Raw genomic sequence first — 21,164 nt, forward strand, 5'->3', positions numbered from 1 at the left:
CCTTTCAGACGGCCTGGTGGCCGTTGTTGTCGGCGTATGCCTCTTCGCGGTAGAAGCCGAGCGAGCGCATCACCGGGAAGTCGGTGAACGAGAACAGGCACGCGTCGTCGGACGCGCTGGCGTTGGCGTGCTCGTGCCAGGCCCACGACGGGATGACGAAGATGTCGCCCTCGGTCCAGTCGAAACGGACCCCGTTGATCACGGTGTGACCGGAGCCCTTGGCCGCGGTGTAGACCTGCGACCCGACCTGGCGGTGCGCCAGCGTGTGCTCGCCCGGGCGCAGCATCTGCATGTGCGCGCTCATCGTGGGCATGACGGAACCGCCGGTCAGCGGGTTGGAGTACTCCATGATGATGCCGTCGTACGGCGAGCCGTCCGAGGCGGTCGCCGCGTTCTGCAGCGCCTCGTAGGTGGGTTCCCACGGGTAGGCGGTGAGTGGTGAGTACCGCTTGTCCCAGGGGTCGCCGACGGGCCGCAGCTGCCCCGCGCCGTAGGTGAGCACGGACGAGTTCGTGACCCCGTCCTGCTTCTGGTGGAGGTCGGGGTGCACCTCGTAGAACGGCGCGTCGAGGGCGTTGACGAGCGGGATGTCGAGCCCGTCCTGCCAGATCACGGCACCGTCGGACTCCACGCCCTCGTTGCCGTGCTCGTGCCAGGTCCCGCCCGGCGTGATCGCGAAGTCGCGCGGGCCGACCGCGAGCTTCTGCCCGTCGACGATCGTCCAGGCGCCCTCGCCCTCCAGTACGAACCGCAGCGCGGACGCCTGGTGGCGGTGGGCGGTCATCGACTCGCCGGGCGCCATCACCTGCAGTCCGGTGTAGAGCAGCCCGCAGGTGGCGGCGATGTCGCGCAGGTCGGGGTTGTAGAGCGCGACGACCCGGCGGCCGGCGTCGTCGCCGCTGACGAGGCCCAACGCCTCCAGCACGAGCGGGCGCAGGTCGGCGTAGCGCCACAGCATCGGGCGCGAGCGGGGCTGCGGGTACCAGGGCTCGATCTTGTTGGCGATCGTCCACAGTGCGCCCGCGTCGAGCTCTTCGAGCCGCCGGTAGTAGGCCGCCAGCTCCGCGGTGTCACGCACCCGGGCGCGGCCGAGGACGTCGTCACTCAGGTCGGTCATCACGCCTCCTCATCTGTCGTCGCCAATCCAACATAGCGTCTTTTCAACGACAGCAACAGAAGCTAATGTTCTGTTCAGTCGACCAGCGTCAGGAGTGAGGAATATGAGGATCGCCGTCGTGGGTGGAGGTCCGGGCGGCCTCTATCTCGCCGCGCTGGCGAAGCAGCTGGACCCGGCCTCTCAGGTGGTGGTGTTCGAGCGCAACGCCTTCGACGACACCTTCGGCTTCGGGGTCGTCTTCTCCGACGAGACGCTGGAGGGGTTCGAGCAGGCCGACCCGGTGCTGTTCGCCGCCGTCTCCGCGCAGTTCGCGCGCTGGTCGGACATCGACGTCGTCCATCGCGGCGAGACGGTCACCTCGGGTGGGCACGGCTTCTCGGCGATCAACCGCCGGGTACTGCTCGAGCTGCTCGCCCGGCGGTGCACCGACGTCGGCGTCGACGTCCGGTTCCGCACCGTCGCTCCCCCCGTCGAGACGCTCCGCGCCGAGTACGACCTCGTCGTCGCCGCCGACGGCGCACGCTCGTCCATCCGCACGTCGCACGCCTCGGTGTTCGGCCCGGACCTCGACGTCCGTGGTGCCCGATACATGTGGCTCGGCCTGGACCGGGCGCTCGACGCGTTCACCTTCGTCGCGAGGCAGACCGCCCAAGGCGCGCTGATGGTGCACGCCTACCCGTTCTCCGAGACCCGGTCGACGTTCATCGTCGAGGCCGGCGAGAGCACCTGGCGCGCACTGGGTTTCGACGCGGTCGACGCCGAGTCGCTGCCTCCCGGGGTCAGCGACGAGGCGAGCATCGCCGCGCTCGCGGACCTCTTCCGCGACGAGCTGGGCGGCGCCGAGCTCGTCGCGAACAACTCGAAGTGGCTGCGCTTCACCACGGTCCGCAACCGCCGCTGGCACGACGGCAACCTCGTCCTGCTCGGCGACGCCGCCCACACCGCGCACTTCTCCATCGGTTCGGGAACCAAGCTCGCGATGGAGGACGCGCTCGCGCTGGCCGCGTCCCTGCGCCGGCACACCGAGGTACCGACGGCACTGGCGGCGTACGAGTCCGAACGCCGGCCGGTCGTCGAGTCGACCCAGCGCGCCGCGCAGGCGAGCCTGGAGTGGTTCTCCGACGTCGACCACGTGACCGGTCTCGACCCGCAGCAGTTCGCGTTCAACCTGCTCACCCGCAGCCGCCGCGTCACCTTCGACAACCTCGCGGTCCGCGACCCCGGTTACGCCGCGGAGGTCCGGACACACTTCGCTCCCGGCGCGCCGCCGCTGTTCCAGCCCTTCACGCTGGGAAACCTGTTGTTGCACAACAGGATCATCGCCGCTCCGGTGACCGTTGACGCCGCATGCGACGGCGTCCCGGGCGACGCGGAGATGCTCATGTTGTCCGCGGCAGCCGTCGGCGGGGCGGCGCTCGTGCTCACGGGCGGTACCGCGGTCTCGCCCGACGCGAGGGCGTGCGAGTCCTCGAGCGGGCTCTGGGACGACGCCCACGTCGCGGCCTGGCGGGTGATCACCGACCGCATCCACGCCACGTCCGGCGCCCGGGTCGGCGTCCAGCTCACCCACGCCGGCCGCCGCGGGGTCGCCCCCGTCGCACCGACGCCGGTCCCCTACCGCGAGGGCGACCCCGCACCGGGACCGGTCGACGAGGACGCCGTCGTGGCCGCGTTCGCCGACGCCGCCCGCCGGGCCGCCGACGCGGGGTTCGACGCGCTCGAGCTGCACGCCGGTCACGGGCACCTGCTCTCGACGTACCTGTCGCCGCTGACCCACCCGGGCGACCTCGCCGATCGGCTGCGGTTCCCCCTGCGCGTCCTCGACGCCGTCAGGGCCGTCTGGTCCGGGCCGCTGCTCGTCCGCATCTCCGCCGTCGACCACGCACCCGGCGGCCAGACGATCGAGGACGCCGTCGAGGTCGCCAGGGCACTGGCCGCGCACGGCGCCGGCGCCGTCGACGTCTCCTCGGGCGAGGTCGTCGCGCACCAGCGGCCGAACTACGGCCGCAGCTACCAGACGCCGCTCGCCGAGCGGATCCGCCACGACGCCGGTGTGCCGGTCGTCGCCGTCGGCGGCATCTCCACCGCCGACGACGCCAACTCGATCGTCCTCGCCGGGCGGGCCGACCTCGTCGCGGTGGGCCGGGCGGTCCTGCACGACCCGGCCTGGGCGCTGCACGCGGCCGTCGCGCTGGGCTGGGACGACGTCGAGTGGCCCGTCCACCTGCGTGCCGGGGCCGCACCGCCGCCGACCGCCCGGCGCGTCCCCCCGCGTCTGACCCTCACCGATCCCGAGCCGCTGCCGGTCCACCGCCGCTGGCGCCCACTGCTGACCTCCGCGAAGGGTTGATCGCCATGCTGGAGCTGCCCCGCTTCACCGCCGCGGCTGTGCAGGCCGCGCCCGTCTACCTCGACGCCGAGGCCACCGTCGCCAAGGCCGCGGACCTCGTCGCCGAGGCGGCCGGCAACGGCGCCACCCTGGTGGCGTTCCCGGAGGCGTTCGTGCCGGGCTACCCGTACTGGAACTGGACGATGAACCCGGTGCAGGGCTCGCCATGGTTCGAACGGCTGTACCGCAACGCCGTCGACGTCCCGGGGCCCGAGGTCGACACGCTGCGGGCGGCCGCCCGGCGCCACGGCGTCACCGTCGTCATCGGGGTGAACGAACGCGGCGCGCACAGCATGGGCGTCATCCACAACACGCTGCTCACCATCTCCCACACCGGTGAGCTGATCGGCGTGCACCGCAAGCTCGTCCCGACGTGGGCGGAGAAGCTGACCTGGACCGGGGGCGACGGCAGCTCGCTGCTCGTGCACGACACCCCGGTCGGCCGGCTCGGCGTGCTGGCCTGCGGGGAGAACACCAACACCCTCGCCCGGTTCGCACTGCTGGCCCAGGGCGAGCAGGTGCACGTCGCGTCCTACATCGCGCTCCCGGTCGCGCCCGAGGACTACGACATGGCCGACGCCATCGCGATCCGCACCGCCGCACACGCCTTCGAGGGCAAGGTCTTCTCGGTCGTGTCGACATCGGTCGTCTCACCGGAGATCATCGACATGGTCGCGGGCGACGACGAGACCGTCCGCAAACTGCTGTCGCGGCCGCGCAACGCCCTGTCGGGAGTCTTCGGGCCCGACGGCCGGCCGGTCGTCGAACCGCTCGTGGACGACGAGGGCATCGTCTACGCCGAGATCGACCTGGCGCGCTGCATCCAGCCCAAGCAGATGCACGACATCGTCGGTCACTACAACCGCTTCGACGTGTTCTCCCTGCACCTCGACGCGACGCCGCGCGTCCCGCTGGTCGTGACCGGCCGCGAGGCACCGGGCCCTGCCACGCCCCCCGCGGCGGGCGCACCGCAGCCCCCGGACGGCGACTCCGGGAGCCGATGATGGACCTCTCACCGAGCGCACACGTCGACACCTTCTGCCGGGACCGGCTCCCCCCGCCCGACCAGTGGCCCGAGCTGGTGTTCGACCTGCCCGAGCTGCGGTACCCACAGCGGCTCAACGCCGCGGCCGTCCTGCTCGACGGTGCCGTCGACCGGTTGGGTCCGGACCGCCCGTGCCTGCTCTCGCCGGACGAGACGTGGTCCTACGGCGAGGTGCTGGCGCGCGCCAACCGCATCGCACACGTCCTCACGGCCGACCTCGGCGTCGTCCCCGGCAACCGCGTCCTGCTCCGCGGCCCGAACACACCGTGGCTCGCGGCGTGCTGGCTGGCCGTCCTCAAGGCGGGCGCCGTCGCCGTCGCCACGATGCCGCTGCTGCGCCGCCGTGAGCTCGACAAGATCGTCGCGACGGCGCGGCCCAGCGTCGCGCTGTGCGACGAGCGGTACCTCGACGAGCTCCCTCCGGACGTCCCGGCGGTGTCGTTCGGACGGGATCTGCAGGTCCGCTGCGCCGCACACGCCGCCACCTTCCCCGACGTCGCCACCGCCGCCGACGACGTCGCCCTGCTCGCGTTCACCTCGGGTACGACCGGCCGGCCCAAGGCGACGATGCACTTCCACCGCGACGTCCTCGCGATCGCGGACACGTTCTCCGCGCACGTACTGCGGCCCCGGGCCGACGACCTGTTCACCGGCACCCCGCCGCTCGCGTTCACCTTCGGGCTCGGCGGGCTGCTCGTCTTCCCCCTGCACGTGGGCGCGTCCGTGCTGCTCGCCGAGCGCGCGACGCCCGCGGAACTGGCACGGGTCGTCGCCGACCGCGGGGTGAGCGTCCTGTTCACCGCGCCCACCGCGTACCGCGCGATCCTCGACGCGGGCGACGGGCACCTGCTCACCGGCGTCCGGAGGGCCGTGTCGGCCGGCGAGACGCTGCCCGCCGACGTCGCCGTCCGCTACCGCGAGGTCGTCGGGCAGTCGCTGATCGACGGCATCGGCGGCACCGAGATGCTGCACGTCTTCATCTCCGCGGCCGACGACGACGCGCGCCCCGGCGCGACCGGCCGTGTCGTCCCCGGCTTCCGCGCGACGGTGGTGGACGACGACGGCCGGCCGGTCCCCGACGGGACACCCGGCCTGCTCGCGGTGCGCGGCCCCACCGGATGCCGCTACCTCGACGACCCGCGCCAGACCGACTACGTCCGCGACGGCTGGAACCGCACCGGCGACGTCTACCTGCGCGACGAGGACGGGTACTTCCACTACGTCGCCCGGTCCGACGACATGATCGTCTCCTCGGGCTACAACATCGCCGGGCCCGAGGTGGAGGAGCTGCTGCTCACCCATCCCGACGTCGTCGAGTCGGGGGTGGTCGGCGCCCCCGACCCGGCACGCGGCGCCGTGGTCACCGCGTTCGTCGTGCTCCGCGACGGGGTGGCGCCCACCGCGGCGACCGCCCGGGCGCTGCAGGACCACGTCAAGGCCGTCGGCGCGCCCTACAAGTACCCGCGCCGGGTCGAGTTCGTCGACGCCCTGCCGCGCAACGCGTCGGGGAAGCTGCTGCGCATCGCGCTGCGGGAACGCGCGGCGGCCGGGCCGGCTGCCACCAGCGTGCGGAGCACGCCGTGCACGCAGCAGGCGACCGCGATCCTCCGGGCCCCCGCCGGGGCGGGGCGTGCCGCCGACGAGCCGACGGCCTCGACCATCGCCCCGGTCGCGGAGGTCGACGCATGACAGGATCAGGGCCACGTGCCTCACGGGCACGGACCGGCATCCGGTAGGCCGCCGAACGGCCGTCCGCGTCGCGGTCCGGGCGCCGGCGGCCCGGCGTCGGAGGAGGTCTCGTGAAGGGGTGGGAGACCCGGCTCGACACCCGCGACGTCGACCTCGCACGCGCCCAGGTCGCCCGGTCCTACTGCCCGCACAGCCTGTCCCCGACGGGCGGGGCGTTCCGCGCCAGGCACGCCGAGGCCGGGGTGGGCGACCTCGGCGTCTTCTCACTGTCCTACGGCGAGGCGCAGGTCCGGGTGCACCCGGACCCGTTCGGCGACTTCGTCCTGTTCTCGCGACCGCTGGCCGGTGGGCTCACGGTCCGGGGCACGGCCGGGGAGACCTACGTCGAACCGGGCCGGACGGTCGCGCTCGACTCCCGGACCGCCCACGACCTCGCCTTCGGCGCGGGGTGCAGGCTGCTGACGATCAAGCTGCCCACGACGCTCGTCGGCCGGGCCGGTGCGGCCGGTGGCCGGGCCGGTGACATCCGCAGCGGCCTGGCGCTCGACCCGCGGCCGTGGGACGCCGTGATGCGGCTCCTGCTCGCCGACGTCGTCCCCAACGGCCTGCTCGGCACCCCGTTCGGGGCATCCGTGACGCAGCTGGCGGCCGCCGCGGCGCTCGACTCCTTCGGGGTCGAGCCCGAGCCGGCCCGCCGCAGCTCCCCCGCCGCGGCCGACGTGGTCCGCCGGGCGTGCGAGTTCGTCGACGGCAACGCCGACGGCGCCATCGGCCTGCTCGACATCGCGGCGGCCGCGGGGGTCGCACCACGGACGGTGCAGGACCACTTCCGCGAACGGCTGGGCACCCGGCAACAGCCTGCTCGACGAGGTGCCGCCGCACTACCGCGACCTGTTCGAGCAGCTGGCCGCGGCCAGCGACGACGACACCGTCGCGATGCCGTTCCCGATCTGGCGTGAGGCGTTCATCCAGGACGCCGACGCCGAGCTCGCCGCCTCGACCCACGCCCAGCTCTCGACCGAACCGCTCCAGCCGTTCCGCGACAAGCTCGACCTGACCCGCTTCTACGCTCTCGACCTGCCCAAGAGCTACATCAACGCCACCGAGGACACCGCGCCGGAGCGACTTGCCGACGCCATCGACGCCGCCGGCCGGGACTGACCCCGGCACGGAACGAGGCGCAGACGGGCCGTCAGCCCGCGCGTGAGGCGGGTGACGGCTCGTCCGCCTGCTGGGCGGGCCCGAGGAGTGCCTCGACGTGGCTCGCGGCGGGCTCACGCAGTCGCGCCGACAACGCGCTGAACAGCTCCTGGGCGCGCTGCCCGTTCCAGCCGGGCGGCAGCAGGTCGAGCGGCAGCCCCGGGTCGGCGTAGGGCAGCCGCCGCCACGTCGTGAGCATGTCGACGAGGTCGACGAACGCCCGCGCGTCGTCGCCGGTCCCGCCGAGCCAGCGTGTGCCGGCCGGCTCGAACCGGTCGAGGAAGTCGGCGTAGAGCTCCTGCAGCCCGTCCAGGTCCCACCAGGCCGACACGAGGTCCGCCATGTCCCCGCCCGCGACGTGGGGGCCGGCGAACACCTGCGTGAAGCCGGTCAGCCCCGCTCGTTCGAGCGCCTCGATCGTCGCGTCCTGGAGGTGCCGCGGCGCGATCCAGGTGCCGGGCGAGACCGTGCCGAAGCCGAGCCGGGTCAGCGTCGACCGCAGCTGATGGCGCTTCGCCCGCTCGGTGTCGGGCACCGAGAACACGACCAGCACCCAGCCGTCGTCGAGGGCGCCACGGGCGTGGCCGAAGATCCGGACGTCGCCCTCGGCGAGCAGGCCGTACGCGCCCGGGGTCAGTGCGTACCCGGCCGTGCCGGCGCGGCGCTGCGCGTCGACGAGCCCCCGTCGCTTCAGGCGGTGGATCGCCGACCGGACGGCCTGCACGTTGACGCCGCACTCCGCCAGGAGCCGGACCAGGCCGGCGATGGGCAACCAGCCGCCGCGCTCTCGCGCGTAGAGGCCGTAGACGGTCAGGATCAGCCGACCTGGCTGACCCGCGCCGCCGCCGCCGCCGTCCTCGTCGTCGATCGCCACGTCGCAGACCCTACTGGCCGGGATCGCGGGGCTCGACGAACGGTGACAGCCGGGCCGTGCGTGTGCCGCCGGGTCCGCGGCGCACCGTCAGGGACGGTGCTCGAGCGCGTCCGGGGCCAGGCGGAACGTGAAGCCGAGCCGGCGCCACTCCCCCTCGATCACGCGGCCGTCGGGCGTCGGCCCCGTCCGGGTCTCGAAGTCGACGACAAGGTCGTCCTTGACGCCGAAGACGGCGTCGGAGTCGAGATAGAGCCCGCCGCGTACGAACAGCTGGGTGATCAGCCGGCGCCGCCCCGGAGCGGCGATCATGAAGTGCAGGTGCGGGGCCCGGTAGGGGTGCCGCCCGACCGCCCCGAGCATGGCGCCGACCGGTCCGTCGGTGGGGATGGGGTACTCCGACGGCAGGATCGACCAGAACCGCAGACGTCCCTCGCCGTCCGTTCGCAACCGCCCCCGCAGGACCGGTCCGTCCAGGTCGGGGAGCTGCACGTCGTAGAAGCCGTCCTCGTTCGACTGCCAGACGTCGACGATCGCGTCGGCAACCGGCACGTCGGCGGTGTCGGTCACCAGGACGTCGACGTGGAGCGGGGTGCCCGCGAGCCCGCGGGCCATGTCGCTGCCCTGTTCCAGTTCCGGCGGTCCCTCCACGTAGAAGGGACCGAGCACCGCCGACGGTGTGCTGTCGGGGGTCCGGGAGTTGGTCAGCACGTCGACCACACTGGACAGACCCAGGGTGTCCGAGAGCAGCACGAACTCCTGCCGGGTGTCGCTGCAGGTCTGCCCGGTGCGGGTCAGGAAGTCGATGCCCTGCTGCCACTCGTCCTGGGTGAGGTCGTTGTCGACGGCGAAGGCGTGCAGCCGCACCACCAGGTCGCTGATCAGCCGGCGCAGTCGCGGATCGGCGGCACCGGCGAAGGTCTTCACGACCTGCTCGGTGATCCGTGCCGGGCGTACTGTGCCGGTGCCACCGGGTCGCTCACCCGCCCACGCCGCGCGCAGCAGGGCGGCGATGCCGTCGCGGGTGACCGGTGCCGGGTTCGGGTAGGGGGCCTGCGTCGCGAGCTCGGCGGCCCGGTCGACGGCCGCCTCCGGGAAACCGAGCTCCCCCAGGGAGACCGGGCCGCCCGCCGCACGGACGAGGTCCTGCAGCGCGCCCGCGACGTCGTCGGCATCCCCGACTCCGAGCGCCTCCGCGATCCGCCGCATCGCCTCGGGAGCCGCCGCTCCGTTGTAGGCCATCGCGTACGGCAGCACGACGGTGTGGGTCTGGGCGTGCGGGAGGTCGAAGCCACCGCCCAGGGTGTGGCACAGCTTGTGGTGCAGACCCATGCCCACCGCGCCGAGACAGGTCCCCGCGAGCCAGGCGCCACGCAGCAGGTCCGCGCGGACCTCCGGGTCGTGCGGATCGGCGGGCAGCCGGCGCAACCCGGCCGCGAGGCGGGTGATCGCGTCGAGCGCCATGCCGTCGACGACCGGGTTCGCGTCCGGCGAGTACAGGGCCTCGACGGCGTGGGCCAGCGCGTTGACCGCGCTCGTGACCGCGAGCGCCACCGGCAGCCCCGCAGACAGCTCGACGTCGTAGATGACGGTCTCGGGGAGGATGTCCGGCGACGAACGCGTGGTCTTCGTCCCGTTCTCGGTCTCCCCGAGCACGGGAGTGACCTCCGAGCCCGCGTACGTGGAGGGGAGGACGACCTGGTCCACCCCGGTGCGCACGGCGAGCGCCTTCGCCAGCCCGGTCGTCGACCCGCCGCCGATCGCCACCACGCAGTCCGCCTCGTGCTCGCGCAGCACCCCCAGCGCGACCTCGGTGACCTCGACGGGCGTGTGCATGGCGGCCCCGTCGAACCGGGCCACCGCCAGCGGTCCGAGCACCTTCTCCACGCGGTCCCCCGCCGCCGCCAGGCCCGGCGAGGCGAGGACGAGGACGCGGGTGCGGCCCAGCCGTTGCACCTCGTCCCGGACGTTCTCGAGGGTGCCGGTCCCGAACACGATCCGGGCCGGGTGGACGGTGTAGGCGAAGCTCGTCACCGTGGTTCTTCCTTCTTCTCGGGTCAGGCTCGGGAGAGCAGCCGGGTCAGGGCCTCGGTGAGCTCCTTCTCCGGGTCCGCCGGCAGCTCCGCGGCCCGCCAACCGACGTGGGCGTCGGGACGGACGAGGACGCAGCCGGACTCGCCCACCTCGCGCAGCCGGGCCCAGTCGTCGTAGACGTCGGTGTACTCGCGGCCCGGGCCGATCACATGGGCGTCGACCTCGACCCCGAGGGCGGCCGAGGCGCCCGCTGCCGCCTCCGCCCAGTCCTGCCCGGAGATTCCCGTCAGCAGGACGAAACGGCCCTTGCCGGTGACGTCGTGGGTGCTCACCCGGCGACCGCCGTGCCCGAGCCAGCAGTGCGGCAGCCGCGCCCCCGGCCACGTCGTCGGGTGGTAGAACAGCTCGGGGTCGCGATCGTACCCGGGCTCCGGGGAGCCGTCCCCGACCACCGCGCCGGAGCGGTAGCGCTGGCCGAGCTCGACGCCGTGCGCGTTGAACTCGTAGTCCTTCAGCTCGAGCGCCTCGCGCAGCGCGATCCGCTGCGCCGCAGCCGTGGGTGTGTCATCGGCCCGCGCTGCCATCGACGCGATCTGCTCGGCCGGGTCGTCGGACTTCGAGAAGCCGAGCGCGTCGAAGATCGGCCCGAACTCTTCGATGGACTTGTTGGCGCGCAACACGATCTGCTTGCCGACCGGTGCCCGTTCGGCGTCGTAGCTGTCCAGCAGCCCGGACCCGGCCCGGCCGGCGAGGACCGCGGCGAGCTTCCACGCCAGGTTGTACGAGTCCTGGATCGAGGTGTTGGAGCCAAGTCCGTTGGACGGCGGGTGCCGGTGGACGGCGTCGCCCGCACAGAACACCCGCTTCGAGCGGTACCGCGTCGCGTACATCTTGTTGTTGCCCCACAGCGACGTCGACCGGATGGTGACCGGGATCGTGTCGTCCCCGACCAGGTCGTGGACGATCTTCGTGGCGGCATCGTCGTCGATCTCCGGCGGCGCCTGGTCGATGTCGTAGCCCCACACCACCAGCCACTCGTCCCACGGCCTGACCATGCGGACCAGGCCCATGCCGATCCCGCCGATGTTCGAGCCCGGCTGGAGCACCCAGTACAGGACGCTCGGCCGGTGCTCGACGAAGGCCGACAGGTCGGCGTGGAAGACGATGTTCATGCTGCCCGCGATGTCCATCCGCCCCTCGAAGGGCAGTCCGACGTCGCGGGCGACCTGGCTGCGCCCGCCGTCCGCCCCGATCACGTACTTCGCACGGATCGGGTACGTGTGCCCGGACAACCGGTCCCGCACCGTCACGGTGACCCCGTCGTCGTCCTGCTCGAGGCCGATGTACTCGGTGTCGAACCGGATCCTGCTGCCCCGCTCGGCGGCGTGTCCGATGAGGATCGGCTCGAGGAGCGTCTGCGGGAGATCGCAGTTGTCCGACGGGCTGGCGAGTGTGTAGTCGGCCCGCCGGGCCGGGTGCGTGCCCCACGTCCGGACGCGGCCGACCTCGTCGCCCGCGAGGCTGGTGCAGAAGACCGTGTCGCCCATCATTGACGAGGGTGTCCCCTGCGCGGTGACGTCGTCCTCGATCCCCATGTCGCGGAGGATCTCGACCGTCCGCTGGTTGGTGATGTGGGCCCGCGGGGTGTTCGCGGTCCAGCGGTACTTCGTGATGACGATGTGGTCCACGCCGTAGGTCGCCAGGAACAGCGCCGCGGAGGCGCCCGCGGGACCACTCCCGATGACCAGGACATCGGTGTTCAGTGTGCCGGGGTTGTCGCTCACGCCGCCTCGTCTCTGGGGTGCGGACATCACGGGAAGTATGCGGAAGCGGCCAGGTATCCGTCCAATACCGAAATTGGAAGCGTGTTATAGCCTGGTCATATGGATCTGCGCGCGCTCGAGTGCTTCCTCGCCGTCGCGGACGAGGGATCGATCAGCCGCGCCGCGACGTCCCTGCACATGACACAGCCTCCGCTGACCGTGCGGCTCCAGAACCTCGAACGCGAGCTCGGCGTCGCCCTGCTGGTGCGCCACGGCCGCGGGGTCGACCTCACCGCCGCGGGCCGCCTGCTGGCCGAGCGCACCCGCCGGCTGCTCGGTGAGCTGGCCCTCACGACGGACATGGTCCGTGCCGTCGGCTCCGGAACGCACGGCTCGCTCGGGGTCGCGGCCGGCCGGACGGTCTCACCGCAGCTGCTGCCCCGGCTGGTCGACGGCGCGACCCTCGGGCCGGATGTCGACCTGGTCATGGACGAGGTCGCCGACAGCGAGGTCGTCGAGCGGGTCCACCGTCGCGACGCGCACGTCGGCCTGCTCCACCTGCCGCCGGTCGAGCCCGGGCGGCCACGCCACGTCCACGGGCGCGCGCGCGGTCTCGAGGTCGCCGTCGTCGCCCGGGAGCCGCTCGTCGCCGTGCTGCCGGAGGGCCACCCCGCCGCCGGTTCCGAGCGGGTGGACCTGGCCGACCTGCAGGGCCCCCGGATCATGATCTCCGACCGGGCCGGCGAGGGTTTCGCCGCACACGCGAGAGCGGCGTGGGCGGACGCCACCCGGGGTGACGACGCACGCCGCGAGGTCAGCTCCGTCATGCACGCACTGGCCCTGGTCGAGGCGGGCGCCGGCATCACCCTGCTTCCCGCGCAGTACCTGGCGTCGTCGTGGCCGGGCGTCCGCACCCGCCCACTGCGCCGCTACACGGCAGTCGTCGAGACCGCTGCGCTCTGGCGCGCGGACGAGGACACCCCGGTCCTGAAACGCTTCCTCCGGGCCGCACTCTCCACGCCCGAGCCGGATGTACTCGGCCCCCCGTACTGGCGCGACCGACGGGCGACCGAGGCAGGTTCCGCCGCGCCGGCGTGACCACAGGTGCCGCCGTGACCACAGGGATCAGAGCCGCGGTCGGAACCCTGACGACGTCGTCCCCGCCACGGGCATCTCAGCGCTCGCCCAGGAGTCGGGAGTCCGCGCCGCATCGATCCACCACGCGTTCGACAGCAATGAGGGCTTGCTCGCCGCGGTCGTCGAGCAGACGGCCGACGCGTTCTTCTCGACGTTGCCCACCGCCTGCGGAGATCTTTCCCGGGCTGCTGGCCGCAGCCCCGGAGCTCGCTCCGTGGCCCGCGGAGCGTTCGGCCGACATCGAGGCGGCCAGGCGGCTGCATCGTCCACGAGAACGGCACCTCCCGTCGTCGTCGGTGCCGGGCAGGCCGGGATCCAGGCCGCCGACTCGCTGGGTGCTGCCGGGCACACGGGACCGGTCGTCGTCCTGGGCGACGAAGCCGGCCTCCCCCACCAACGGCCGCCGTTGTCCAAGGACGTCGTGACCGACGAGGGCGATCCCGCGCCGCTCCCCCTTGTTGGCGAGAGGTTCTTCACCGAGAAGCGGATCGGCTTCCGCCCGGGCACCACCGTTCGGCGCATCGATCGTGCGCGCCACTCGGTGGTGCTCGCGGACGGGGAGGAGCTCCGCTACTCGGCACTGGTCCTGGCCACGGGTGCGGCCCCGCGGCCGCTGACGGTTCCGGGCGCGGGCTCGGCCGACGTCCTGGAGCTGCGGACGCTTGCCGACGCGCGAGCGTTGCGGGCGTCGCTCCTGCGCGCCCGCTCGGCCGTCGTCGTCGGCGCCGGGTTCACCGGACTGGAGCTCGCGGCCGCCGCCCGCAGGCCCGGCGTCGAGGTGACCGTGCCCGAGTTCGCCGACCGGGTGCTCGGCCGGGCCGTGTCCCCCGAGACCGGCCCGAGCAGGATGCCGAAGACCACCAGCGTCGTCGCGACGATCCACAGGTTGCGCGCGACCGTCTCGACGGAGTCCTTGAACAGGAAGCCCAGGACACTGATCGGGATCGTGCCGATGATCACGAGCCAGGCCAGCCGGTAGTCGTTGGTGGCGCGCACCTCGGCGTCGGTGAAGCCGCGGAACCACGTCTTCACGAGTGACCGCCGGACCCGGCGGGTCCGGCGGTCAGCGCGGGGAGGTCAGGCCTGTTCGTCGGCGACGCGCACGGTGAGGCCGTCGAGCGCGTCGGTGACCGGGATCTGGCACGACAGGCGGCTGTTCTGCTCCCGTGGGGCCGCGGTGCAGTCGAGCATCTCGTCCTCCGCGAAGCCGACCTCCGGGAGTGAGTCCACCGGACCGTCCTCGACATAGACGTGGCAGGTGGCGCACATCGCGTTGCCGCCGCACTCGGCGATGATGCCGCCGATGTCGTTGCGCACCGCATCGTGCATCATGCTGCTGCCCACTGTCGCATCGACGGTGGTCGTCTCGTCCCCGACCCGATAGGTGATCTTCGGCATCGTCGTCTCCTCGCGGGCCGTGGTCAGACGTGGACGGTGACGTCGAGGCGGGCGAACCCGCGCAGGATGTTGTGCAGAGCGCGCTGCTCGGACCGGATCTCGAACCGGGTCACCCGCTCGACCAGCACCTCGAACAGAGCCCGCATCTCCAGGCGTGCGAGATTCATCCCGACGCACGTGTGCGGGCCCGCGCCGAAGGCGAGGTGGTCGGTCGGGTTGCGACGCACGTCGAAGCGGTCCGGGTCCGGGTAGCGCCGCTCGTCGCGGTTCGCTGCCCCGTAGAACGCGATCACCCGCGAGCCGGCGGGCAGGACGACGCCGTCGATCTCGTGGTCGACGGCGACGCTGCGGGAGAAGTCCTGGATCGGCGCTTCCATCCGCAGCACCTCGTTGATCGCCGAGGGGATCAACGAAGGGTCCTCCCGAACCAGGTCCCACTGGTCGGGGTGACGGGCGAACAGCCACACCGCGCTGCTGATCGCGAAGATCGTGGTGTCGAGACTGGGGCCCATGTAGTCGATCATCATGACCGGGCACTTGTCCGCGGGGACCTCGCCGCGCGCCGCCGCGCCGTGGATCGCCTCGGCCCAGCTCCCGGGCCTGAGCTTGCCCGGAACCGCCTGGGTCGTGGCGTACTCCATCATCTCGCCGAGCACGACGAACGAGTCCCGGGTGCGGTCGTTCGGGGGACCGAAGCAGTTGAACATCTCCGAGGCCCACACGAGCATCCGCTCGCGTCCCTCCTCCGGCAGCCCGACCAGGTTCGACACGATCGTCACCGGCAGGTACTGGGCGAGGTCGGTGACCGCGTCGAACTCCCGGCGCCCGGTCAGCTCCTCGACCAGCTTGCGGGCCTGGGCTCTGATGTCGTCCTGCAGGAGACGTACGGCCTTGGGCGTCAGCGGCCTGACGATGACCCGCCGCGAGGCGCTGTGCGCCTCGCCGTCGCTGCACAACGTGTTGCCGCGCAGCACCTGGTTCATCTCGTCGTTCATCATGACGCCCTCGCTCGAGGGGAAGACCTCCGGCGAGCGCAGGACGTGGGAGACGGCGTCGTAACGGGTGGCGGCATACATGCCGTAGCGCTCGAGGAACACGACCGGTCCGGCGTCGCGGAGTTCGCGGTACCCGGGCCACGGATTCAGCAACGCCTCGTCGGAGTACACGTCGAGGTCGGACGTGGGGCGGCGGACGGTCGACTGCGGGGTGGGAGTCATGGGGCCTTCCTGGAAGGAACGATCGTGGTGACGATGAGGGCGGCAGTGGCCGTGGCCACGGGACGGGTGCGCCGCACCGTCCCGCGGCCACGTGATCGGAGCGGCCTCAGTCGTTGACGAGGACCTGTGCGTCCGGCTGCGCGACACGCCGGCGCAGGTACCCGACGATCGCGTCGGTGATCTCGTGGGTGCGCCCGATGAGCCCTGACATGTTGAGCGAGCCGTGGATCAGCCGGTCGATCCGGGCGGTCTCGACCGGCACCCCTGCGGCCGCCAGCCTGTCCGCGAACTCCTCGCCCTCGTCACGCAGCGGGTCGAGCTCGACAGTGACCAGCATCGTCGGCGGCAGTCCCACCACCGACTCGATGGCCCCCGGCACCGACGACGCGGGGCGGTCCGCCGCCGCCTCGGCGAGATACGCCTGCCACATCGCATCCATGGCCGCCACGGTGATCGGCGGACCGGCGGCGTACAGGCGCCGCGACGGGGTGTCGGCGGCCGGATCGATCGCCGGGTACACGAGGACCTGCGCGGAGATCTCGGGACCGCCCTCGTCACGGACCCTGGCCCCCAGGCACGCCGCAAGGGTGCCGCCGGCGCTCTCGCCGACGACGAACAGCTGTGCGGGGTCCCCGCCGTACTCGGGGGCGACCTCGACCGCCCAGCGCAGTGCCGCATACACGTCGTCACCCGCGGCGGGAGCCGGGTGCTCCGGGGCGAGCCGGTAGCTCGGGGTGACGACGACCGCGCCCAGCTCCTCCGCGATCACCGAGCACGGTTCAGCCGACACCCCGACGCTTCCGCCGACCCAGCCGCCCGGGTGGTAGAAGACCACGACCGGCAGCGGGCCCGCCTTGGCCGGGACGTGGACCAGCGCCTTCATCGGGCCACCGGCACCGGGATAGGTGGTCTCGACGGTCCGCACGCTCTCGCGCGGCGGCCGCTGGAGGTGGACGAAGCTCTCGAACGCCGCACGTTGCTCGTCGAGGCCGAGGTCCTCGAACGGCCGCTGCTCCTGACCGATCATGATGCCGGTGACCATCGCCGCGGCGGGGTCGAGCAGCACCATCGGTGGGATCGGGGCGGGCTCGTCGTCGATCGCGAAGCCACCGTAGCCGGTCGCTTCGACCTGGTCGCACATGGCGCGGTACAGCGGCGCACCACCGGCGAAGAACAGCATCCCTCGCGGCTTGCCCGGCACGTTCGACCCTGTGTAGAAGGAGCTCGGGGCGAGCGGGAGCAGCGTGAGGTCTCCGACTCCGACGACCATCCGCCCCCACTCCTCGGCCGCGTCGGCCGTCGCCTCGAACGTGGTGGCGTGCCGCGCGCGGGTGGCCTCGATCGCCCGCGCCGCGAACTCGACGTGGTCCTCGATGGCCAGCGGGTTGTTGTACAGCGCGACCGGGCTCTGCGGACCGGTGATGGTGAACAGGTTCGGGAAGCCGGGTGCAGCGATGCCCAGATAGGTCTTCGGGCCGTGTTTCCACGCGTCGCCGAGGGTCTGACCGTGGCGGCCGACGTAGCCCAGCTTGAGCAGCGCGCCGGTGAAGGCGTCGAAGCCGGTCGCCAGGATGATGACGTCGAGGTCGTACTCGGCGGCCGCGGTCCTCACCCCCTGCGGGGTGATCGCCTCGATCGGCGCGGACCGGACGTCGACCAACCGCACGTTGTCCCGGTTGAACGACTCGTAGTACCCGGTCTCGAACGGCGCCCGCTTGGTGCCGTACGGATGGTCGGTCGGGCACAGCAGCTCGGCGGTCCGCGGGTCGGTCACCCGCGCACGGATCCGCTCCCGGATGTAGTCCGACGCCGTGTCGTTGGCGCGCTTGTCCAGGATGACGTCGGCGAAGACCGACAACAGCATCCGGAAGCCACCGCCGTCGTAGTACTTCGCGTAGGCCGCGTTGCGCTCGTCCTCGCTCACCGCGAGTGCCGACGGCAGCGGGTCCGGGTAGGGCGCCCCTCCGTAGTTGGCCCGCGACGCCCTCCGCAGCTCCGGGTAGTTGGACGTGATCTCCTCGAACTCCGCGTCCTCGACGGGACGGTTCCCGAGCGGGCAGGCGAAGTTGGGTGTGCGCTGGAAGACGGTCACGTGGTCCGCGATCTCCGCGACCCGTGGGATCAGCTGAATGCCGGTCGCGCCCGTGCCGATGACCCCGACCCGCTTCCCTCTCAGATCCACGCCCTCGTGCGGCCAGGCGCTCGTGCGGTACACCTCGCCACGGAACGTCTCCTGGCCCGGGAACTCGTTCTCCTTGGCCACGTTCAGGTTGCCTGCGCCGGAGACGATGAACCGAGCGGTGGTCGTCGCGCCGTCGTCGGTGCCGACGGTCCAGTGGTGGAGGTCGTCGTCCCAGACAGCGGAGGTGACGCGCGTGTCGAAGCGGTAGCTGCGGCGCAGGTCGAAGCGGTCGGCGACGTGCTCGAGGTAGCGGAGGATCTCGGCCTGTCCGGCGAACCGCTCGCTCCAGCGCCACTCCCGCTGCAGGTCTTCGTCGAACGAGTAGGAGTACCAGGCGCTCTCGATGTCGCAGCGCGCGCCGGGGTAGCGGTTCCAGTACCAGGTCCCGCCCGGCCCCGAGCCGGCGTCGAAGGCCTGGACCGTGAGGCCGAGAATGTTGCGGAGGCGGTGCGTGGAGTAGAGACCGGCGAAGCCTGCACCGACGACCACGACGTCCACATCGGGTGTGTGAGCCATGCCTCGGATGCTGTGTCCTGAACCACTCCGCGGGCACGGGGTGTTCTACCCCATCCGTGTACCTGTTCGGGATACCTGCTCCCGAGCGCGGGGGGGGGCGCCGGGACCGTCCGGCACGAACCGGCGCCGGGCCATACCGGTGCCGTATGGGCCGCGTTCCGGACGATATTGGACCTGCCGGACGCCGTCGGCGAGAATGACGGGGTTCGGGTGCATGCCGGACGGCGGCGGCGGTCGGGAGGCCGGACGGCCGCCCCGGGCGGACCGCCACGACGAGGAGACGGTCGCGTGCCCAGGACCCCGAAACCGGTCGACGCCTGTATCGGGCGCATCGGGGAGATCACGGCGGCGAAGGACGCCTTGGCGGGGTCCCGGCTCGTCACGCTGACCGGGCCGGGGGGCGTCGGCAAGACGCGGATCGCCGTCGAGGTCGCCTGGTCGCTCGTGGAGCGCTACCGGGACGGCGTCTGGTTCGTACCGCTCGGTGACCTCGACCTGAGTGCGGACCGAGCGACCGTGGCCGCGGCGATCCTGGCCGGTCTCGGCGTCGCGGACCAGTCCGCCCGGCCTCCCGAGGACAAGCTCGCGGAGCATCTCGCCGACCGCGCGGTCCTGCTGGTCCTCGACAACTGCGAGCACGTCCTGCACCTCGTCGTCCCCGTCGTACGAAACCTGCTGGCGGGTTCCGCCGCGCTGCACCTGCTCACCACGAGCAGGGAGTCGCTGGGCCTCGTCGGGGAGCAGTCCCTCTCGGTCCCGCCGTTGTCGACCCCGGCGCCCGGGGCCCGTGCGGGCCTCGCCGAGCTGAGGGAGTTCGACGCCGTTCGCCTGCTGGAGGCACGCGCACGGGCCGTCGATCCCGGTTTCGCCATCCGCGAGGACGACGTTCGCGCCGTGGCGGAGCTGACCGGGCAGCTGGACGGTCTGCCACTGGCCATCGAGCTCTGCGCGACACGGTTGCGCAGCCTGTCCGTGGGTCAGCTCCTCGAGCGGCTGACCAGCCGGCTGGACATGGACTCGCGGGGCCACGACGGGCACAGCGAACGGCACCGGTCGCTGCGCACCGTGATCGACTGGAGCTACGACCTCTGCGCGCCGTCGCACCAGGACCTGTGGACGCGCCTCGCGATCTTCCCCGCCTCGTTCGACATCGCCGCCGCGGAGGCGGTGTGCGGGTTCGACGAGCTCGACCGCGAGCAGGTCATGGACGGCATCGACCGGCTCGTCGCCCGTTCGGTCCTCCTCACGGAGCGACCGCAGAGCAGCATGCGGTACCGCATGCTGTCGACCATCCGCGAGTACGCGATGGAGCGCCTCATCGGTTCGGGTGAGGTGTCGCTGCTGCGTCGCCGGCACCGGGACCACTACCTCGGCCAGATCTCGTCCGTGGTGGCGGGATGGGCGCGCCCCACCCGGTCCGACGCCCTGCAGGACATGGACGCCGAACGCCCCAACTACGCGGCCGCGCTGAGCTGGTCGGCCGTGGTCGAGGAGGAACAGGACGCCGGACTCGAGTTCGCTGCGACACTGCGCTACCACTGGCTCAGCGGTGGCCACCTCGCGGAGGGCCGACGGTGGCTCGAGCTGTTCCTGGACAAGGCCGTCGGCACCGCGGCTCGCGGTCACGGACTCTGGGTCGCTGCGTGGGTCGCGATGCTCCAGGGCGACCTCGCCGGTGCCGGGCGCCACATCGGCTCGCTTGCGGCGTTGACGGGACAACTCGACGTCGAGGCGCACGTGGACCACTGGACCGGGCTGCTGGAGGTCTTCTCCGGACGGGCCGACGAGGCGATCGTCCATCTGGACAGAGCCGCGGCCGGACATGCGCGTCGCGGGGCGGACGCGCTGGAGATGAGCGCCCGCTTCATGCAGTCGTACGCCCTGGCCTCCGCCGGACGGGCGATCGAGGCCGAGGTCGTGAGCTCCGACGTCGTCGAGCGGGCCGCCGGGACGGGCGATCACCTGAACACGGGGTGGGCCTGGTGGATGAACGCGTACGCCCACTGGAAGCTCGGCGGCCTCGACGCCGCGGAGGCGGCACTGCGCGAGGTTCTCCTGGTCCAGCAAGGTTTCCGGGACCGCGTCTGCATCGCCGGAACCGTCGCCCTCGCCGCGATCGTGGCGGTCTCGCGTGGCGACTCCCCCCGCGCTCACGACCTCGCGAGGACGGCCGTGGGCCTGTTCTCCGCCCTGGGGACCACACCGGAGGCCCTGGGGTGGGACTTCGGCCGGTCCTGGAGGGCCGCGGAGGACACCATCGCATCGCGCGCAGGCGTGTCCGACTTCACCACCGTCGCCCGGACGACCGGCACGGAGCCGGACGACGAGCAGGTCGTCTCCCGCCTGCTCGATCTCCTCTCCCGGCCCGGGATCGCGGACCCCGTCGCCGGATCGGTCTCTGCCGTGCTGACGGTGCTGACGAAGCGCGAGCGAGAGGTGGCGCTGCTGGTGGCGGACGGTCTCACGAACCGGGAGATCGCCGAGCGGCTCTTCATCGCGCCCCGCACGGCCGACGGCCACGTCGAACGCATTCTCGCGAAACTGGGCGTCCATCGGCGTTCCCTGGTCGCGGCCCTTCTCGCGGCCGAGATGTGACGAGGCCCGGG

At 72.3% G+C, this 21,164-nt stretch carries 14 protein-coding genes and 2 pseudogenes; 8 read left to right on the forward strand and 8 right to left on the reverse strand.

Annotated features, from left to right (window positions below):
• Positions 1-4: 4 nt before the first annotated feature.
• Positions 5-1,117 carry a cupin domain-containing protein gene (locus TOK_RS01045; RefSeq protein ID WP_098955856.1) on the reverse strand — a complete coding sequence of 371 codons (1,113 nt, stop codon included), beginning with the start codon at positions 1,115-1,117 and terminating at the stop codon, positions 5-7.
• Positions 1,118-1,220: 103 nt separating this feature from the next.
• On the opposite strand from TOK_RS01045, the gene TOK_RS01050 reads away from it, so the two are divergent.
• The 5 genes from TOK_RS01050 (at position 1,221) to TOK_RS01070 (ending at position 7,401) form a co-directional block, all read left to right on the forward strand.
• Positions 1,221-3,467 (forward strand): FAD-dependent monooxygenase, encoded by a 2,247-nt coding sequence (locus TOK_RS01050; protein WP_098955857.1) that lies wholly within the window; start codon positions 1,221-1,223, stop codon positions 3,465-3,467.
• Between the two features lie 5 nt (positions 3,468-3,472).
• Complete coding sequence (locus TOK_RS01055; RefSeq protein ID WP_253258106.1) at positions 3,473-4,510, forward strand: carbon-nitrogen hydrolase family protein; 1,038 nt, start codon at positions 3,473-3,475, stop codon at positions 4,508-4,510.
• Complete coding sequence (locus TOK_RS01060) at positions 4,510-6,240, forward strand: AMP-binding protein (RefSeq protein ID WP_098955858.1); 1,731 nt, start codon at positions 4,510-4,512, stop codon at positions 6,238-6,240. Before TOK_RS01055 ends, TOK_RS01060 begins: the two co-directional genes overlap by 1 nt.
• 110 nt (positions 6,241-6,350) lie before the next feature.
• Entirely contained in the window at positions 6,351-7,199 is an 849-nt protein-coding gene (locus TOK_RS01065) for an AraC family transcriptional regulator (protein WP_098955859.1), read from the forward strand.
• On the forward strand, positions 7,177-7,401 hold the full coding sequence (locus TOK_RS01070; RefSeq protein WP_216361802.1) for a hypothetical protein: 225 nt from the start codon (positions 7,177-7,179) through the stop codon (positions 7,399-7,401). The genes TOK_RS01065 and TOK_RS01070 overlap by 23 nt, the downstream gene beginning before the upstream one ends.
• Before the next feature lie 31 nt (positions 7,402-7,432).
• On the opposite strand, the gene TOK_RS01075 is transcribed toward TOK_RS01070, so the two are convergent.
• From TOK_RS01075 to TOK_RS01085, 3 genes are all read right to left on the reverse strand, one after another.
• Complete coding sequence (locus TOK_RS01075) at positions 7,433-8,314, reverse strand: PaaX family transcriptional regulator C-terminal domain-containing protein (protein WP_098955860.1); 882 nt, start codon at positions 8,312-8,314, stop codon at positions 7,433-7,435.
• Positions 8,315-8,401: 87 nt separating this feature from the next.
• The gene (locus TOK_RS01080) at positions 8,402-10,345 is read right to left on the reverse strand and encodes a maleylacetate reductase and hydroxyquinol 1,2-dioxygenase domain-containing protein (RefSeq protein ID WP_098955861.1); all 1,944 of its coding nucleotides are present in this window, start codon (positions 10,343-10,345) and stop codon (positions 8,402-8,404) included.
• Between the two features lie 23 nt (positions 10,346-10,368).
• Positions 10,369-12,129, reverse strand: coding sequence for an FAD-dependent monooxygenase (locus tag TOK_RS01085; RefSeq protein ID WP_253258107.1), 1,761 nt, complete (start codon positions 12,127-12,129; stop codon positions 10,369-10,371).
• 99 nt (positions 12,130-12,228) lie between these two features.
• On the opposite strand from TOK_RS01085, the gene TOK_RS01090 reads away from it, so the two are divergent.
• Together TOK_RS01090 and TOK_RS35195 are read left to right on the forward strand one after the other, a co-directional pair.
• The gene (locus tag TOK_RS01090) at positions 12,229-13,206 is read left to right on the forward strand and encodes a LysR family transcriptional regulator (protein ID WP_098955863.1); all 978 of its coding nucleotides are present in this window, start codon (positions 12,229-12,231) and stop codon (positions 13,204-13,206) included.
• Positions 13,139-14,020, forward strand: a pseudogene (locus TOK_RS35195) (FAD-dependent oxidoreductase); the annotation flags it as partial. The gene TOK_RS01090 and the pseudogene TOK_RS35195, both read left to right, overlap by 68 nt.
• Before the next feature lie 113 nt (positions 14,021-14,133).
• On the opposite strand, the pseudogene TOK_RS35200 reads toward TOK_RS35195, so the two are convergent.
• From TOK_RS35200 to TOK_RS01110, 4 genes and pseudogenes are all read right to left on the reverse strand, one after another.
• Positions 14,134-14,277, reverse strand: a pseudogene (locus tag TOK_RS35200) (undecaprenyl-diphosphatase); the annotation flags it as partial.
• Positions 14,278-14,322: 45 nt separating this feature from the next.
• Complete coding sequence (locus TOK_RS01100) at positions 14,323-14,643, reverse strand: 2Fe-2S iron-sulfur cluster-binding protein (protein ID WP_098955865.1); 321 nt, start codon at positions 14,641-14,643, stop codon at positions 14,323-14,325.
• Between the two features lie 23 nt (positions 14,644-14,666).
• Positions 14,667-15,860: a cytochrome P450 gene (locus TOK_RS01105; RefSeq protein WP_098955866.1), complete on the reverse strand. Its 1,194-nt coding sequence runs from the start codon at positions 15,858-15,860 to the stop codon at positions 14,667-14,669.
• Positions 15,861-15,966: 106 nt separating this feature from the next.
• Entirely contained in the window at positions 15,967-18,558 is a 2,592-nt protein-coding gene (locus TOK_RS01110) for an alpha/beta hydrolase fold domain-containing protein (protein WP_098955867.1), read from the reverse strand.
• A gap of 288 nt (positions 18,559-18,846) precedes the next feature.
• On the opposite strand from TOK_RS01110, the gene TOK_RS01115 reads away from it, so the two are divergent.
• On the forward strand, positions 18,847-21,153 hold the full coding sequence (locus tag TOK_RS01115) for a LuxR C-terminal-related transcriptional regulator (RefSeq protein WP_098955868.1): 2,307 nt from the start codon (positions 18,847-18,849) through the stop codon (positions 21,151-21,153).
• The last annotated feature ends 11 nt before the right edge of the window (positions 21,154-21,164 follow it).

Origin of the sequence: Pseudonocardia sp. N23 (assembly GCF_002583555.1) — a bacterium.
GTDB lineage: Bacteria > Actinomycetota > Actinomycetes > Mycobacteriales > Pseudonocardiaceae > Pseudonocardia.

Excerpts from the sequence above, each read along its gene's own strand:
- TOK_RS01045 (WP_098955856.1), bottom strand. The coding sequence starts at position 1,117 with ATGACCGACCTGAGTGACGACGTCCTCGGCCGCGCCCGGGTGCGTGAC.
- TOK_RS01050 (WP_098955857.1), top strand. The coding sequence starts at position 1,221 with ATGAGGATCGCCGTCGTGGGTGGAGGTCCGGGCGGCCTCTATCTCGCC.
- TOK_RS01055 (WP_253258106.1), top strand. The coding sequence starts at position 3,473 with ATGCTGGAGCTGCCCCGCTTCACCGCCGCGGCTGTGCAGGCCGCGCCC.
- TOK_RS01060 (WP_098955858.1), top strand. The coding sequence starts at position 4,510 with ATGGACCTCTCACCGAGCGCACACGTCGACACCTTCTGCCGGGACCGG.
- TOK_RS01070 (WP_216361802.1), top strand. The coding sequence starts at position 7,177 with ATGCCGTTCCCGATCTGGCGTGAGGCGTTCATCCAGGACGCCGACGCC.
- TOK_RS01090 (WP_098955863.1), top strand. The coding sequence starts at position 12,229 with ATGGATCTGCGCGCGCTCGAGTGCTTCCTCGCCGTCGCGGACGAGGGA.
- TOK_RS01100 (WP_098955865.1), bottom strand. The coding sequence starts at position 14,643 with ATGCCGAAGATCACCTATCGGGTCGGGGACGAGACGACCACCGTCGAT.
- TOK_RS01105 (WP_098955866.1), bottom strand. The coding sequence starts at position 15,860 with ATGACTCCCACCCCGCAGTCGACCGTCCGCCGCCCCACGTCCGACCTC.
- TOK_RS01110 (WP_098955867.1), bottom strand. The coding sequence starts at position 18,558 with ATGGCTCACACACCCGATGTGGACGTCGTGGTCGTCGGTGCAGGCTTC.